Origin of the sequence: Burkholderia sp. AU17457 (assembly GCF_002223255.1) — a bacterium.
GTDB lineage: Bacteria > Pseudomonadota > Gammaproteobacteria > Burkholderiales > Burkholderiaceae > Burkholderia > Burkholderia sola.
Window position 1 is genome coordinate 389,207 of sequence record NZ_NKFB01000005.1, and the last position, 13,894, is coordinate 403,100.

At 66.4% G+C, this 13,894-nt stretch carries 14 protein-coding genes; 9 read left to right on the forward strand and 5 right to left on the reverse strand.

Annotated elements, in window-relative coordinates; translation table 11 throughout:
- Positions 1-118 precede the first annotated feature (118 nt).
- Positions 119-1,012 (reverse strand): LysR family transcriptional regulator, encoded by an 894-nt coding sequence (locus CFB49_RS18990; protein ID WP_089492044.1) that lies wholly within the window; start codon positions 1,010-1,012, stop codon positions 119-121.
- Between the two features lie 85 nt (positions 1,013-1,097).
- Here CFB49_RS18990 and CFB49_RS18995 point away from each other — a divergent pair, with 85 nt between their 5' ends.
- Both CFB49_RS18995 and CFB49_RS19000 read left to right on the forward strand, forming a co-directional pair.
- Positions 1,098-1,883 carry an NAD(P)H-dependent oxidoreductase gene (locus CFB49_RS18995; RefSeq protein ID WP_089436112.1) on the forward strand — a complete coding sequence of 262 codons (786 nt, stop codon included), beginning with the start codon at positions 1,098-1,100 and terminating at the stop codon, positions 1,881-1,883.
- A gap of 152 nt (positions 1,884-2,035) precedes the next feature.
- A complete protein-coding gene (locus tag CFB49_RS19000; protein WP_089492045.1) occupies positions 2,036-3,220 on the forward strand; it encodes a hypothetical protein in 1,185 nt (394 codons plus the stop codon).
- 105 nt (positions 3,221-3,325) lie between these two features.
- Here the strand turns inward: CFB49_RS19000 and catC are convergent, their stop codons facing one another.
- The 3 genes from catC to CFB49_RS19015 are packed head-to-tail and all read right to left on the reverse strand — an operon-like array spanning position 3,326 to position 5,728.
- Entirely contained in the window at positions 3,326-3,616 is a 291-nt protein-coding gene (gene catC, locus CFB49_RS19005) for a muconolactone Delta-isomerase (RefSeq protein ID WP_050017398.1), read from the reverse strand.
- A gap of 43 nt (positions 3,617-3,659) precedes the next feature.
- On the reverse strand, positions 3,660-4,562 hold the full coding sequence (gene catA / locus CFB49_RS19010; RefSeq protein ID WP_089492046.1) for a catechol 1,2-dioxygenase: 903 nt from the start codon (positions 4,560-4,562) through the stop codon (positions 3,660-3,662).
- 32 nt (positions 4,563-4,594) lie between these two features.
- Positions 4,595-5,728: a muconate/chloromuconate family cycloisomerase gene (locus tag CFB49_RS19015; protein ID WP_089436115.1), complete on the reverse strand. Its 1,134-nt coding sequence runs from the start codon at positions 5,726-5,728 to the stop codon at positions 4,595-4,597.
- A gap of 91 nt (positions 5,729-5,819) precedes the next feature.
- On the opposite strand from CFB49_RS19015, the gene CFB49_RS19020 reads away from it, so the two are divergent.
- The 3 genes from CFB49_RS19020 to CFB49_RS19030 all read left to right on the forward strand — a co-directional run bounded on the left by CFB49_RS19020 (position 5,820) and on the right by CFB49_RS19030 (position 9,140).
- Positions 5,820-6,710 carry a LysR family transcriptional regulator gene (locus CFB49_RS19020; protein ID WP_089492047.1) on the forward strand — a complete coding sequence of 297 codons (891 nt, stop codon included), beginning with the start codon at positions 5,820-5,822 and terminating at the stop codon, positions 6,708-6,710.
- A gap of 344 nt (positions 6,711-7,054) precedes the next feature.
- Positions 7,055-8,734, forward strand: coding sequence for a methyl-accepting chemotaxis protein (locus tag CFB49_RS19025; protein WP_089492785.1), 1,680 nt, complete (start codon positions 7,055-7,057; stop codon positions 8,732-8,734).
- Positions 8,735-8,861: 127 nt separating this feature from the next.
- Complete coding sequence (locus tag CFB49_RS19030; protein ID WP_089492048.1) at positions 8,862-9,140, forward strand: hypothetical protein; 279 nt, start codon at positions 8,862-8,864, stop codon at positions 9,138-9,140.
- Positions 9,141-9,369: 229 nt separating this feature from the next.
- Here the strand turns inward: CFB49_RS19030 and andR are convergent, their stop codons facing one another.
- Positions 9,370-10,329, reverse strand: coding sequence for an anthranilate 1,2-dioxygenase regulatory protein AndR (gene andR, locus CFB49_RS19035; protein WP_069618591.1), 960 nt, complete (start codon positions 10,327-10,329; stop codon positions 9,370-9,372).
- Positions 10,330-10,542: 213 nt separating this feature from the next.
- Between andR and andAc the strand changes: the two genes are divergently transcribed.
- Genes andAc through andAa form a run of 4 tightly spaced genes read left to right on the forward strand, consistent with a single transcriptional unit; the run spans position 10,543 to position 13,868 of the window.
- Positions 10,543-11,814, forward strand: coding sequence for an anthranilate 1,2-dioxygenase large subunit AndAc (gene andAc, locus CFB49_RS19040; RefSeq protein WP_069618590.1), 1,272 nt, complete (start codon positions 10,543-10,545; stop codon positions 11,812-11,814).
- A gap of 14 nt (positions 11,815-11,828) precedes the next feature.
- Positions 11,829-12,305 (forward strand): anthranilate 1,2-dioxygenase small subunit AndAd, encoded by a 477-nt coding sequence (gene andAd, locus CFB49_RS19045; RefSeq protein ID WP_006479528.1) that lies wholly within the window; start codon positions 11,829-11,831, stop codon positions 12,303-12,305.
- A 26-nt stretch (positions 12,306-12,331) separates the two neighbouring features.
- A complete protein-coding gene (andAb, locus tag CFB49_RS19050) occupies positions 12,332-12,658 on the forward strand; it encodes an anthranilate 1,2-dioxygenase ferredoxin subunit AndAb (RefSeq protein ID WP_039344765.1) in 327 nt (108 codons plus the stop codon).
- Positions 12,648-13,868 carry an anthranilate 1,2-dioxygenase system ferredoxin--NAD(+) reductase gene (gene andAa / locus CFB49_RS19055; RefSeq protein WP_089492049.1) on the forward strand — a complete coding sequence of 407 codons (1,221 nt, stop codon included), beginning with the start codon at positions 12,648-12,650 and terminating at the stop codon, positions 13,866-13,868. The genes andAb and andAa overlap by 11 nt, the downstream gene beginning before the upstream one ends.
- Positions 13,869-13,894: the final 26 nt, after the last annotated feature.

Below are 13,894 nucleotides of genomic sequence, written 5' to 3' on the forward strand. Positions count from 1 at the left end.
CAAATGGTGCAAAAGCACTGTAAATATATACAGTGTTCGCGGCGGTTTCAAGTCCCGAATAAAGGATTTTGTGCGTCGGCGCTCGGCGCGGGTGAATCGCCGCGATCGGGCGGGCGACTTACACCGCCGCCGCGATCGTCTCCCGCAGCCATCGATGCGCCGGATCGCGATGCACGCGCTCGTGCCACAGCATCGACATTTCATAGCCGGGCACCTCGACCGGCGCGTCCACCACGCGCAGCGCGGGCACGTCGCGCACCAGCCGTTCGGGCAGCATCGCGACGAGATCGGTGCTCGCGACGGCCGACATCACGAACAGGAAGTGCGGCACCGACAGCACGACGCGCCGCGTGGCGCCGACCGTCGCGAGTACTTCGTCCGTCACGCCGAAGAAGCCGCCGCCGTCGGGCGACACGATCACGTGCTCGAGCGTGCCGAATTGCGCGAGCGTGGGGCGCCGCTTCAGCTTCGGGTGACCGGCGCGGCCGATCAGCACGTAACGCTCGACGAACAGCGGCAGGCGCCGCATGCCGGGCGGCGACGCTTCGGTCATGTGGAAGGCCAGGTCGATGCCGTTTCGTTCGGCATCCTGCTCGATACGCGGCGGCATGAGCTCGAGGACGGCCAGCCGCGTGCCGGGCGCGGTGGAACGCAGCGTGCGCAGCGCGGGCAGCACGATCGTCGATTCGCCGTAGTCGGTCGCGGCCACGCGCCACGTGTTCGTCGCGGTCGCGGGATCGAACGGCGTGGCCGGGATCACCGCGCGCTCGACCGCTTCGAGCGCATCGCGCAACGGTTCGCGCAGCGCTTCCGCGCGCGCCGTCGGCCGCATCCCGCGCGGCCCCGGCAGCAGCAGCGGATCGCCGAACACGTCGCGCAGTTTCTGCAACTGCACGCTGACCGACGGCTGCGACATGTTCAGCTTCTCGGCCGCGCGCGTGACGTTGTGCTCCGCGAGCAGGACGTCCAGCGTGACGAGCAGGTTCAGATCGAGCCTTCTGAGATTATTCATGGTTATACCTGGAATATCAGGAATTCATTTCAAATATACCTTCGAAGGCGGCATCCTGCAGTCATTCAATCCACGGAGTGACGACATGAATGTGCTGATCGTGTATGCCCATCCTGAACCGCGTTCGCTGAACGGCGCGCTGCGCGATTTTGCGGTCGCGCATCTCGAAGCGGCCGGCCACGCGGTGCAGGTGAGCGACCTGTATGCGATGAACTGGAAGGCGGCGTTCGATGCGAACGATGTGGTCGATCATGCGCCCGGCGCACGCTTCGATCCCGTGCTCGATTCGAAGCGCGCGTTTGCGGAAGGTACGCAGAGCGAAGACATCGCACGCGAGCAGGACAAGCTGAAGTGGGCCGACGCGGTGATCCTGCAGTTTCCGCTGTGGTGGTTTTCGATGCCGGCGATCATGAAGGGCTGGGTCGAGCGCGTGTACGCGTACGGTTTTGCTTATGGCGTCGGCGAGCATTCCGATACGCACTGGGGCGATCGCTACGGCGAAGGTTCGCTGGCCGGCAAGCGGGCGATGATCGTCGTCACCACGGGCGGGTGGGAATCGCACTACGGCCCGCGCGGCATCAACGGGCCGATCGACGACTTGCTGTTCCCGATCCAGCACGGCGTGCTGTATTACCCGGGGTTCGACGTGTTGCCGCCATTCGTGATCTACCGGACGGGCAAGATGAACGCCGCGCGTTTCGACGAAACGTGCACGGCGCTCGGCCGGCGTCTCGACGATTTGTGGACCACGCCGCCGATTCCGTTCCGCCGGCAGAACGCGGGCGATTACGAGATCCCGGCGCTGACGTTGAAGGAGGACATCGCGCCGGGGAAGGCGGGGTTTGCCGTGCATCTGGCGCACGGGCATTGACGATGCATGGCCGGCCCGCGCGAGAAAGCGACGCGCGGGCATGTCGACACCGGAGCCCGAATCGAGTAGTTTCCGGAGATCGACGCGATTCGTCTGGACAATAGGGCGGCACAGCCCGCGCAGCGAATCGGTCTCGACGGAGAACAACAACGATGACTTTCGAACAACAGGGCCCGGCAGAACTGATCGATGACAACCGCGCCACGCTGCTGATCGCACTCGAAGCCGGCGGCTATCTGACGGAGGAACAGGCGGCGCGCGTCACCCAGCGTCTGAGGAACACACCGGCCGAGCTTCCCGAAACCGATTCCGCCCGCAAAATGCTCGACTGGTTGATCGTCGAGGGCTACACGACGACGGACGCCGAGGCGAAAGCGACGCATGAGCTGCTGGACGGCCGCGCCACGAGCGCCGACGAGAAACTCGTCCTGATGACGATGCTGGAGGAGATCGATCCGCCCCGGTTCGAACAGCGTCTGAACGAAACGGTCGCATCAGTCCAGCGCGCGCAAAAGAAGAAGCAGATGCTGATCGGTTTCGGCGGCCTCGCCGCCGCGCTGGCGGTGGGCGCCTACCTGTTGTGGCCCGCATCGGCGCCCGCATGCGGCGCGTCGAGTACCACCAAGGCACTGGGTGCGCTGATGTTCCGCGCGCGCATGGACATGATGCGCAAGAATCCGATGCAGATGCTCGACAAGGACAGTGCGCCGTTTCCACGCGTCAGCAACCCCCGTGAAGTCGGCTACGACGACGCAAATCGAGCGCGCGGTTGCCTGGCGGACGTGAGTATCGCCGACGAGCATACGACGTTCGGCTATGTCGTTCAGCACGACGACAAGGACAAGAGCGCCTTCGTCGTGCAGATGTTCCCGCCTGAATACGTGACGGCTCGCTACAGTGCGCAGGGCCTCGATCCGAAGCTCGGTGCACCGCTCGGCCGCGACGTCATCAGCGCGGCTTTCATGGCGGGCGTCGCGCAAGTCGACAAGAACGTGTCGGAGCGTTCGCCGAGCTACGGCAAGCCGCTGCCCGGCGGCGACGAACCGACGACGCTGACGAGCAGCGTGCTGGGCGTCATGCCGGCCGCCGACTGCAAGCAGATCGATGGCGACCATGTTTCGTGTCCGTTGCTGATCGATTATCGCGACCGGCTGCTCGGCGCGATCGGCGCGCCGTCGATGTTGCAGCTGAAGGGCGATTTCACGTTCATCAAGGACGGCAGCGGTTGGAAAACCGCCGACGATTTCGACAAGACGCTGATGCAGGCGATCGTCGCGCGACGTGTCGCGAAGGTGTATGGCAGTGAAGTCGCCGACAAGATGGATGCGCAGAAGTAGGGCGCGCGGCACCCTGATCCGCCGGTGCGGATGACGCAATGAAACGGGCGGCCTGCGAGGCAATCGCAGGCCGCCCGTTTTTCCAGTCCGTGCTCGACCGCGGACTCAGCGATCGTCTTCCCGCACCGAGGACGGATGCCGGCACAGCGCCCGCACCTCCATCTCCATATACGGAAACAGCGGCAGCTGGCTCAGCACGTCATGCAGCTGCTGCACGCTTTCGACGTCGAAGATGCTGACGTTCGCATACTGCCCGGCGATTCGCCACAGATGACGCCACGTTCCTTCGTTCATCAGCCGCTGGCACATCGCCTTCTCTTCCGCCTTCAGCGTGGCCGCCTTGACCGGATCCATGTCCGCCGGCAGGCGAACGGTCATTTCCACATGAAACAGCATCCTGCACTCCTTGCGTTGTCGATTCGTCGAACGGGAAGGGCGCTCACGCCTGCGCGCGGGCCCGTTCGACTTCGCTGCCCGGCACGTCCTGCTTGTCCTTGAGCAGCGAGAAGTCGAAGTCGATCAGCGCGAACTGCCCGTCGATGCCGTACGGCTTGCCTTCCGCGCCTTCCGCCTGCCGCACCGGCGGGATCAGCCCCTCGCGCGTCGCGAACGCGAAGTCGTCCCACAGATGCGGATCGCCATCGATGTTGATCTGCGTCGTCAGCTTACGATAACCGTCCGCGGAAACGAAGAAGTGAATATGCGCCGGACGATGGCCGTGGCGGCCGAGCTGGTCGAGCAACTGCTCGGTCTTGCTGCCCGGCGGCACGCTGTAGCCGACCGGCAGCACGCTGCGGAAGCTGTAGCGGCCTTCGGCATCCGTGCGGATCGAGCGGCGCAGGTTGAACGCGGGCTGCGACGCGTCGAAGTACGAGTAATTGCCCAGATGATTCGCGTGCCACACCTCGACCAGCGCGTTCGCGAGCGGCGCGCCGTTCTGGCCCAGCACCCGACCGCGCATGATCAGCGTCTGGCCCGGATCGGTGCCGTCGTCGAGACGCGCGTGGCCGACCGATTCCGGCGCGCCGGCGACATACAGCGGCCCTTCGATCGTACGCGGCGTGCCGCCCTGGATGCCGGCCTTCACCTCGGCTTCGTCCATCCGTACGTCGAGGAAGCGCTCGAGGCCGAGGCCCGCGGCGATCAGCCCTAATTCGCGGCCGGCTTCGTTCAGGAAGTTGAGCGCGGTCCAGAACTCGCTCGGCTGCACGTCGAAGTCCTCGATCGTGTAGCAGATGTCCTTCACGATCCGGTTGACGATCGCGCGCACGCGCGGGTTGCCGGGCTTCTCGGCGGCGTCGTCGAAGGTCTTCAGCAGGGCGTCGATGGCTTGCTTGTTCATCTGTGTCTCCGGTTTCGGGTGTCGTGTGGGGATCAGCGGGCGTCGCGTCGCATCCGTTCGATGCGGGCCCAGTCGAAGGTGATGCCGAGGCCGGGCGTCGCCGGCAGATGCAGCTTGAAATCCTGGTAGCGCAGCGGCTCGACGAGGATCTCCTCGGTGAGCAGCAGCGGGCCGAACAGTTCGGTGCCCCATTTCAGCGAGTCGAACGTGCTGAACAGTTGCGCGGACGCGATCGTGCCGGCCGCGCCTTCGAGCATCGTGCCGCCGTACAGTTCGATGCCGGCCGCCGCCGCGATCGACGCGACGCTCGCCGCGCCCTGCAGGCCGCCCGATTGCGCGATCTTCACCGCGAACACGTCGGCCGCGCGATCCTGCGCGAGCGCGAACGCATCGACGGGGCCGTGCAGCGCTTCGTCGGCCATGATCGGCACCTGCGCGAGTTGCGTGAGGCGTTTCAGCCCCGCCCGGTTGGTCGCGGCGATCGGCTGCTCGACGAGGCTCACGCCGGCGTCGGCCAGCCGCGCGCCGGCCCAGATCGCATCGGTCTCGCTCCACGCCTGGTTCACGTCGACCCGCACGTCGCCGCGTTCTCCGAGCGCGCGCTTGATCGCGACCACGTGGGCCACGTCGTCGGCGACCGCGTTCGCGCCGATCTTCAGCTTGAACGCGCGATGGCGGCGGGCGTCGAGCATCGCTTCGGCTTCCGCGATGTCGCGTTGGGTATCGCCGCTCGCGAGCGTCCACGCGACATCGACCGCGTCGCTCCGGCGCCCGCCGAACAGTTCGGACAGCGGCACGCCGAGACGCCGCGCCTGCGCGTCGAACAGCGCGGTCTCGATCGCGCACTTCGCGAAACGGTTGCCCTGGAACAGCTTGCGCGCCCGCGCCATCGCGGCGCCCGGACGCGTCGCGTCCATGCCCTGCAGCAGCGGCGCGAAGTAGGTGTCGATATTGACCTTGATGCTCTCGGGGCTCTCCTCGCCATAGGCGAGACCGCCGATGGTCGTCGCCTCGCCGACGCCTTCGATACCGTCCGTGCATCGAATTCGGACCAGCACGAGCGTCTGGCAATTCATCGTGGCGACCGACAATTTGTGGGGCCGTATCGTCGGCACGTCGACCAGCAACGTCTCGATGCGTGCGATGGTGGCGGCAGTTGCTATCATGCGATTCCTCCTGTTGGTGCACATGGTAGGAATGCCCGCCCCGCGCCGTCCAACACTCTTTCCGACTACTTCCATACCTTTGAGGCATGAAATGGAATTGCGCCAGCTCCGTTACTTCATCGCCGTCGCCGAGGAAATGAACATCACGCGGGCCGCGGAGCGGCTGCACATGACGCAGCCGCCGCTCAGCCGCCAGCTCCAGGCGATCGAGGAGGAGATCGGATTGCCGCTGTTCGAGCGCGGCGCGCGGCCGCTGAAACTGACCGATGCCGGGCGCGTGTTCTATGCGCAGGCCAAGCGTCTGGTCGACCAGGCCGACGAACTGGGGCCGTTGACGCGGCGGCTCGCGCAACTGTCGGAGCGGATCGTGATCGGCTTCGTGCCGTCGACGCTGTACGGCGCGCTGCCGGACGTGATCCGCGCGTTTCGCGAGGCGCAGCCGGACGTCGAGCTGTCGCTGATCGAAATGTTCACGCTCGAACAGCTCGGCGCGCTGAAGGGCGGGCGGATCGACGTGGGGTTCGGCCGCCTGCGCTTCGACGACGACCAACTGGTACGCGAGGCGCTGATCGAGGAAAAGCTGATCGCGGCGCTGCCGGTCGGGCATCGGCTCGCCGATCCGTCCCGGCCGCTGACGCTCGCGGATCTCGCGAACGAGACGATGATCGTCTACCCGAGCACGCCGCGGCCGAGCTTCGCCGATCAGCAGTTGTCGGCGCTGCGCGACGGCGCGGTCGTGCCGGCTGCCGTGCACGAGGTGCGCGAGCTGCAGACGGCGCTCGGGCTCGTCGCGGCGCAGGTGGGCGTGTCGCTGGTGCCGGAGAGCGTGGAGGGCGTGCGCGTGAAGGGCGTCGTCTATCGGCGGCTGCCGGAGCCGGGCGCGACGTCGCCGATCATCATGAGCCGCCGGCTGCATGGCGAAAGCGCCGCGACGGCCGCGTTCTGCGCGATCGCGCGCGAGATGATCGTGCCGCCGGCGTAGCGGGACGCCGCTTCGGCCTTTTCATGCAACTAACGGTCTATCTGCGATACGTCCTCGGATGGAAATGCGGCACGTTGCTGCGACCTCATATCGTCGACCGAATCGTGCCAGCTCCATTAATGAGATAGTTTATTAATGAGATAAAGGAGGGCTCAAATATATATGGATTTATTAATGAGATATCGATCGATAAAAGTGCGGTGGATATCCGGATTCTTGCCGTTTTCGATTTTGATTATTTCGGATCGAGATGCCTAAATCGACTCGTTTTCCTTCCGTAAACCCCGGTCATGGAACGGCGCTTGCCATTCCGCATCGACCTGGAAAGCCGGAGGAGCGTGAAAATGAGTCGATTTGCAAAAAGCATAAAGTTCAGGATTTTTCTCACCCTTGCGTCGTGTGTCACATTAATGGTCGCGATCGGCGTGTTTGGCGTATTCGGTTTGTCCCGACTGAATTCGAATCTGCATCGCGCGTATCAGGGCAATACATTGCCGATCTGCGAATTGACCGAAATTCGCGCCATCTCGCTCGGGATGCAGCTTCGGATGCGCCGGATCCAGGCGGAGCGCGACCCGGTACGCACGCGAAGCGGCGTCGACGAAATTCGTGCCGAGCAAAGCCGCCTCGATACGCTCTGGAACCGTTATTACGCGGAATCGATCACGAGCGACAAGGAGCGCGCGATCGCCGAGCGCATCCACGGTGTGCTGCCGCGCTTCAGGGCGGGCGTCAACGACGTCGTCGCGGCGATGAGCGGCTCGAACCCCGATGCGATCAGCGCGGCCATCGACCGGCTGCTGCCGGCCTCGGGCGAACTCAGGCAGGTGCTCGAAGACGACATCGCACTGAACGCCGAGCAGGCGAAGTCGTTCGTCGACGACAGCGAGTCGACGTTCGGGATCATTCTGTGGATCGCGATTGGCTTGATCGGCGCCGGCGTGCTGATCGCGGTGTGGGCGTCCGTGCACCTGCTGCGACACATTTCGACGCCGCTCGGCCAAGCCGTGCGCGTGGCCGATGAAATCGCGGGCGGCACGCTGGACAACCGCATCGACGTCGATTTGCACGACGAATTCGGCCAATTGCTCGGCGCGCTGGCGACGATGGACCGGCAGCTCGGCACGACGGTGCGCGGCATCAAGCGCAGCGCGGAGTCGGTCGCGATCGCGTCGCACCAGATCGCGAGCGGCAATGCGGATCTGTCGGCTCGCACGGAGGAGCAGGCCGCGTCGCTCGAGGAGACCGCGTCGAGCATGACGCAACTGACGGAGACCGTGAAGCAGAACGCCGACAACGCGCAGCAGGCGAATACGCTCGCGACGCGTGCGACGGGCATCGCGGACGCCGGCCACGACGCCGTGCAGCACATGGTCGCGACGATCGGGCAGATCAGCGACCGCTCCAGCCGGGTGTCCGACATCACGGGCGTCATCGAGGGGATCGCGTTCCAGACCAACATTCTCGCGCTCAATGCGGCCGTGGAGGCGGCACGCGCGGGCGAGCAGGGGCGCGGCTTCGCGGTGGTCGCGAGCGAAGTGCGCAACCTCGCGCAGCGTTCGGCGGCGGCGGCGAAGGAAATCAAGGAGCTGATCGGCGCGTCGGTGTCGATGATCCGCGACAGCGCGCAGCAGGCCACGGACGTGGGCGCGACGATGGGTCACGTGAAGCAGGCCATCAAGCAGGTGTCCGACATCGTCGCCGAAATCGCGGCCGCGTCGCGAGAACAGAGTCAGGGAATCGAGCAGGTCAACGTGGCGATCGGGCAGATGGAAGGCGTGACGCAGCAGAACGCGGCGCTCGTCGAGCAGGCCGCCGCCGCCGCGCATTCTCTCGAAGAGCAGGCCGGCCATTTGCAGGCGGCGATGTCGGCGTTCAGGCTGGCGGGAGCCTTCCCGGACGGGCCTGCCGCGCCGGCGGTCGCGCCGACGGCGCGGGCGCAGTCTCCGTCGGCAGCGCGGCCGCCGAGCGTGCCGGTAGCGGCTGCGACAGGGGGCGGGGCCGCCGAATGGCACGCGTTTTGAACGCCACGCGGCTCGCCCCTGTGGCGACGCGCATGCCGGTGCGCCAGATACGCCGGCGCGCGCGTTCGCCGTTCACGTACACGATCCGTCCGCGGCGATGCGGGCGGTGGAGTTGCCTCTCACACTCATGACGAACCCGACTCAGGCAGTACTGACGCTCGACGCGCTCGTCGACACGTGCGCGCGTTTCGATCCGTCAGACGCGGATCAGCGGCTGATCGTGCGCACGATGGTCGTGCCGATGCTCGCGCGGCGGCTGAAATGGCTGGAATTGTTGCTGCGCGCGTGCCCGCATAGTCCGGCCACGCGGGCGATGTTCGAACAGGTCGAATGCGCGCTGGCCTGCGCGTCGTCGCGACTGGATGGTCCGCCATTGCCGTCCGCGGGCGCCGCGGATACGGCGTAAACGGCGCCGGCATAAGCACGAGTGGCAAAAAGCGGCTGATGCCGTTCACGCTGCTCGGGCCACCGCAGCACCCCATGCCGGGGGCGGCCCCGGCCACCGCAGCCGTCAGCGCGGTGCTGTAACGGAGTGATCGTCGGCCCGCCGGTCATCGTGCGCGCCCGCCACGTAACCGGCAACCGCTCGCGCAGCCGCCGCGAACGCGCCCACCCGGATACGCCCGGGCGTGCGTTCAGCGCGTCGCGCCGAGCGTCTCCGACGGCGACTCGCCGAACCTTTCCCGATACGCGATCGCGAACCGTCCGAGGTGGGTAAACCCGCAGTCCAGCGCGATATCGGCGATTCGCCGGTCGGATGCCGCGCCGCGCAGCAGTTCCCGCGCGTGCGCGAGCCGCGTCGCACGCAGGTATTGCATCGGGCTCATCCCGCGGAACTGCAGGAACGCGTCGCGCAGCGTCCGTTCGGGCACGTTGGCGGCCTGGACGATATCGGCGAGCTGCAGCGGCTGCGCATAGTGCGCATCGACGAATTCCTGTGCGCGCCGCACGAAGCCCGGCGCCGGGTCGCGGTGCGACGCCTGCAGCGCGGAAGGCGGATGGCCTTCGATCAGCAGGTCGATCAGCAGATGCTCGAGCTGCGACGCGACACGCGGGTTCGCGTTCGCGCGTTCGAGCAGCTCGGGCGACCGCGCGACGAGCATCAGTTGCTGGCGCCACGCGGCGAGCGCGGCGTCGCTGACGTGCAGCACCGGGTCGAGCGTCGCGCGCGGGTCGCCGGTCAGCGCGCCGACGGTCGTCGCGTCGATGCGCAGCACGAACTGCTCGCAATCGGCCGACAGCACCGCGTCGAAGCGCTCTCCGGGCGCGCACAGCACGCCGGTCTGCCCGTCGACGCCAAGTTGCCGCCCCATCGCGCGCACTTCGGCCTGGCCGGACAGGCAGAACATCAGCAGGTAATAGCCGTCGACGGCGTCGACCTGCACGCGCATCGCATCGCCGAACGCGATCGTGCCGATCCCGAGGCCGCCCAGCCTGACGAAATCCATGTGCGACGCGCCTTGCACGCGGCCGCTCGGCAGCAGCGCGTGCGGCTGCATCACGCGCGAGATCCGCTCGCGCGTCTCGTCGAGATCGCGGGATTCGAACAGCCGGTGCGCGCGCAGCGCGAGCGGCTCGAACGACGTTGGGGACATGGGCCTCAGCCTTGGTATGGACGATGCGCGCTTCGATCCCACGAATGGGTCGCGATCGCGCGCCGGGTCGCGTGTGCCGTCATGCTAGCGCAGAAATCCGCCGAAAGTGGATATTGCGCCGCCGCAATCGCACTTTCCGGATAGACGCCGAATATTAGCTTTTCAAAAATCGGCTCCATGCATTCAACGCAACGGATCGACAAGGAGTCCGACATGGAGCAGACAGAATCGCCCGTCGTTTTCGCCGCGCGCGGCGACGCATCCGACGTGACTTTCCCGCACGACGACGGCTCGCGCGTGCCGTACAAGGTGTTCAGCTCGCGTGCGGTCTACGATCGCGAGCAGGAACGCATCTTCCGCGGGCCGACGTGGAACTTCGTCGCGCTCGAAGCCGAAATCCCGAACGCCGGCGACTTCAAGAGCACGTTCGTCGGCGACACGCCGGTGGTCGTCACGCGCACCGAGGACGGCGCGCTGTCCGCGTGGGTGAACCGCTGCGCGCACCGCGGCGCGCAGGTGTGCCGCAAGTCGCGCGGCAACGCGAGCTCGCACACGTGCGTGTATCACCAGTGGAGCTTCGACAACGAGGGCAACCTGCTCGGCGTGCCGTTCCGGCGCGGCCAGAAGGGAATGACCGGGATGCCCGCCGATTTCGATCCGAAGCAGCACGGGCTGCGCAAGCTGCGCGTCGACAGCTATCGCGGGCTCGTGTTCGCGACCTTCAGCGATGAAGTCGCGCCGCTGCCCGAGTATCTCGGCGAGCAGATGCGCCCGTGGATCGACCGGATCTTCCACAAGCCGATCGAGTATCTCGGCTGCACGCGCCAGTATTCGAAGTCGAACTGGAAGCTGTACATGGAGAACGTGAAGGATCCGTATCACGCGAGCATGCTGCACCTGTTCCATACGACCTTCAACATCTTCCGCGTCGGGATGAAGGCGCGCTCGATTCCGGACGCGAACCACGGGCTGCACAGCATCATCACGGTGACGAAGACGGGCGACGACACGTCGGCCGCGTACAAGCAGCAGAACATTCGCTCGTTCGACGAGGGCTTCCATCTGGAAGACGAATCGATCCTCGATCTCGTGTCGGAATACGACGAGGACTGCACGAACCATATCCAGCCGATCTTCCCGCAACTCGTGATCCAGCAGATCCACAATACGCTGGTCGCGCGGCAGATCCTGCCGAAGGGCCCCGACAACTTCGAGCTGATCTTCCACTTCTTCGGCTACGCGGACGACACGCCCGAGCTGCGCGCGCTGCGCATCAAGCAGGCGAACCTGGTCGGGCCGGCCGGCTACATCTCGATGGAGGACACCGAAGCGACCGAGCTCGTGCAGCGCGGCACCGTGCGCGATGCCGATGCGACGTCGGTGATCGAGATGTCGCGCGGCAATCCTGACCAGCAGGACACGGTGATTACCGAGAGCCTGATCCGCAAGTTCTGGGTCGGCTACCAGAAGCTGATGGGCTATTGACGCGGGAGCAAAAAATGACGGAAGACATGAAGACGTGGTTCGAGATTTACATGCTCCAGAACCGCTATATCGGGCACCTCGACAACGACCGGCTCGAGCACTGGCCGGAGATGTTCACCGAGGATTGCACGTACGAAATCGTGCCGAAGGAGAACGCCGATCTCGGGCTGCCGGTCGGGATCGTGCACTGCACGAACCAGCGGATGCTGCGCGACCGCGTGGTGTCGCTGCGGCACGCGAACATCTACGAAGAGCATACGTACCGGCACATGACGTCGGGCCTGACGATCGTCGCCGAACGCGACGGCGAGTTCGATACCGAGAGCAACTACGTGGTCGTGCAGACGCGCAGCAACGGCGAATCGAACGTGTACCAGGCCGGCAAGTACTACGACACGGTTGTGCGTACGCCGGACGGGCTGCGCTACAAGACCAAGCGCGTGATCTACGACACGTCGCGCGTGCAGACGCTGCTCGCGACGCCGATCTGACCGCTCTGACGAAGCAAGGAACCGACATGACTGAAGCAACGCTGGCCGAGTGGCATCCGCTCGGCGCTTTCGACGAATTCTCCGAGGACGAACCGGCGGCGCGCGTCGCCGGCCAGAAGCCGATCGCCGTGTTCCGGATCGGCGACGAACTGTTCGCGATGCACGACCTGTGTTCGCACGGTCACGCGCGCTTGTCCGAAGGCTATGTGGAGGACGGCTGCGTCGAATGCCCGCTGCACCAGGGGCTGATCGACATTCGCACCGGCGCGCCGAAATGCGCGCCGATCACCGAGCCGGTGCGGACCTATCCGATCCGGATCGTCGACGGACAGGTGGAAGTCAATGTCGGCTGACCCGTTCGTGATCGTCGGCGCCGGCCACGCGGCGCGGCGCACGGCCGAGGCGCTGCGCGAGCGCGATGCCGATGCGCGCATCGTGATGATCGGCGCGGAGCGCGAGCTGCCGTACGACCGGCCGGCGTTGTCGAAGGATGCGCTGCTGACGGAGGGCGGCGAACGGCGCGCGTTCATCCGCGATGCCGCGTGGTACGACGCGCAGCGCATCGAGTTGCGGCTCGGCACGCGCGTCGACGCGATCGAGCGCGATGCGCAGCGCGTGCGGCTCGACGACGGTGCGTCGTTGCCGTACGCGAAGCTCGTGCTCGCGACGGGCTCGCGCGTGCGCACGTTCGGCGGGGCGATCGACGAAGGTGTCGCCGTGCACTACGTCCGCACGGTCGACGATGCGCGTGCATTGCGTGCGCAGCTTGCGCCCGGGCGCCGCGTGGCGGTGCTCGGCGGCGGCTTCATTGGCCTCGAGGTCGCGGCGGCGGCGCGTCAGCTCGGCTGCGACGTGACGGTGATCGACCCGGCTGCGCGCTTGCTGCAACGCGCGTTGCCGGAAGTGGTCGGTGCGTATGCGCGGCAATTGCACGATGCGCGCGGCGTGGCGTTCCGGACGGCGACGCTGCCGCGCGCGATCCGCCGCGCGCCGGGCGGCGGCGCGATCGTCGAGACCGATCGCGGCGACGTGCCGGCCGACATCGTCGTGGTCGGCATCGGCGTGGTGCCCAACGTCGAGCTCGCGCAGGCGGCCGGGCTCGACGTCGACAACGGGATTCGCGTCGACGCGGGCTGCCGCACGGCCGATGTGGCGATCTTCGCGGCGGGCGAGGTGACGATGCACTTCAATCCGCTGCTCGGGCGGCATGTGCGGATCGAATCGTGGCAGGTGGCCGAAAACCAGCCGGCCGTCGCGGCCGCGAACCTGCTCGGCGCCGACGAGCGCTATGCCGAGCTGCCGTGGCTGTGGTCCGATCAGTACGACTGCAACCTGCAGATGCTCGGGCTGTTCGGCGACGAACGCACGATCGTCGTGCGCGGCGATCCGGCGAGCGGGCCGTTTACGGTGTTCGGACTCGGCGATGACGGCAGGATCGTCGCGGTGGCCGCGGCGAACCTCGGGCGCGACATCGGCGCGTCGCGGCGGTTGATCGCGGCAGGCGCGGTGCCCGATCCGGTGAAGCTGGCCGATCCGGCGGTCAATCTGAAGACGTTCATGTAGCAGCGCGGCGCGGGCGGCGCGCATGC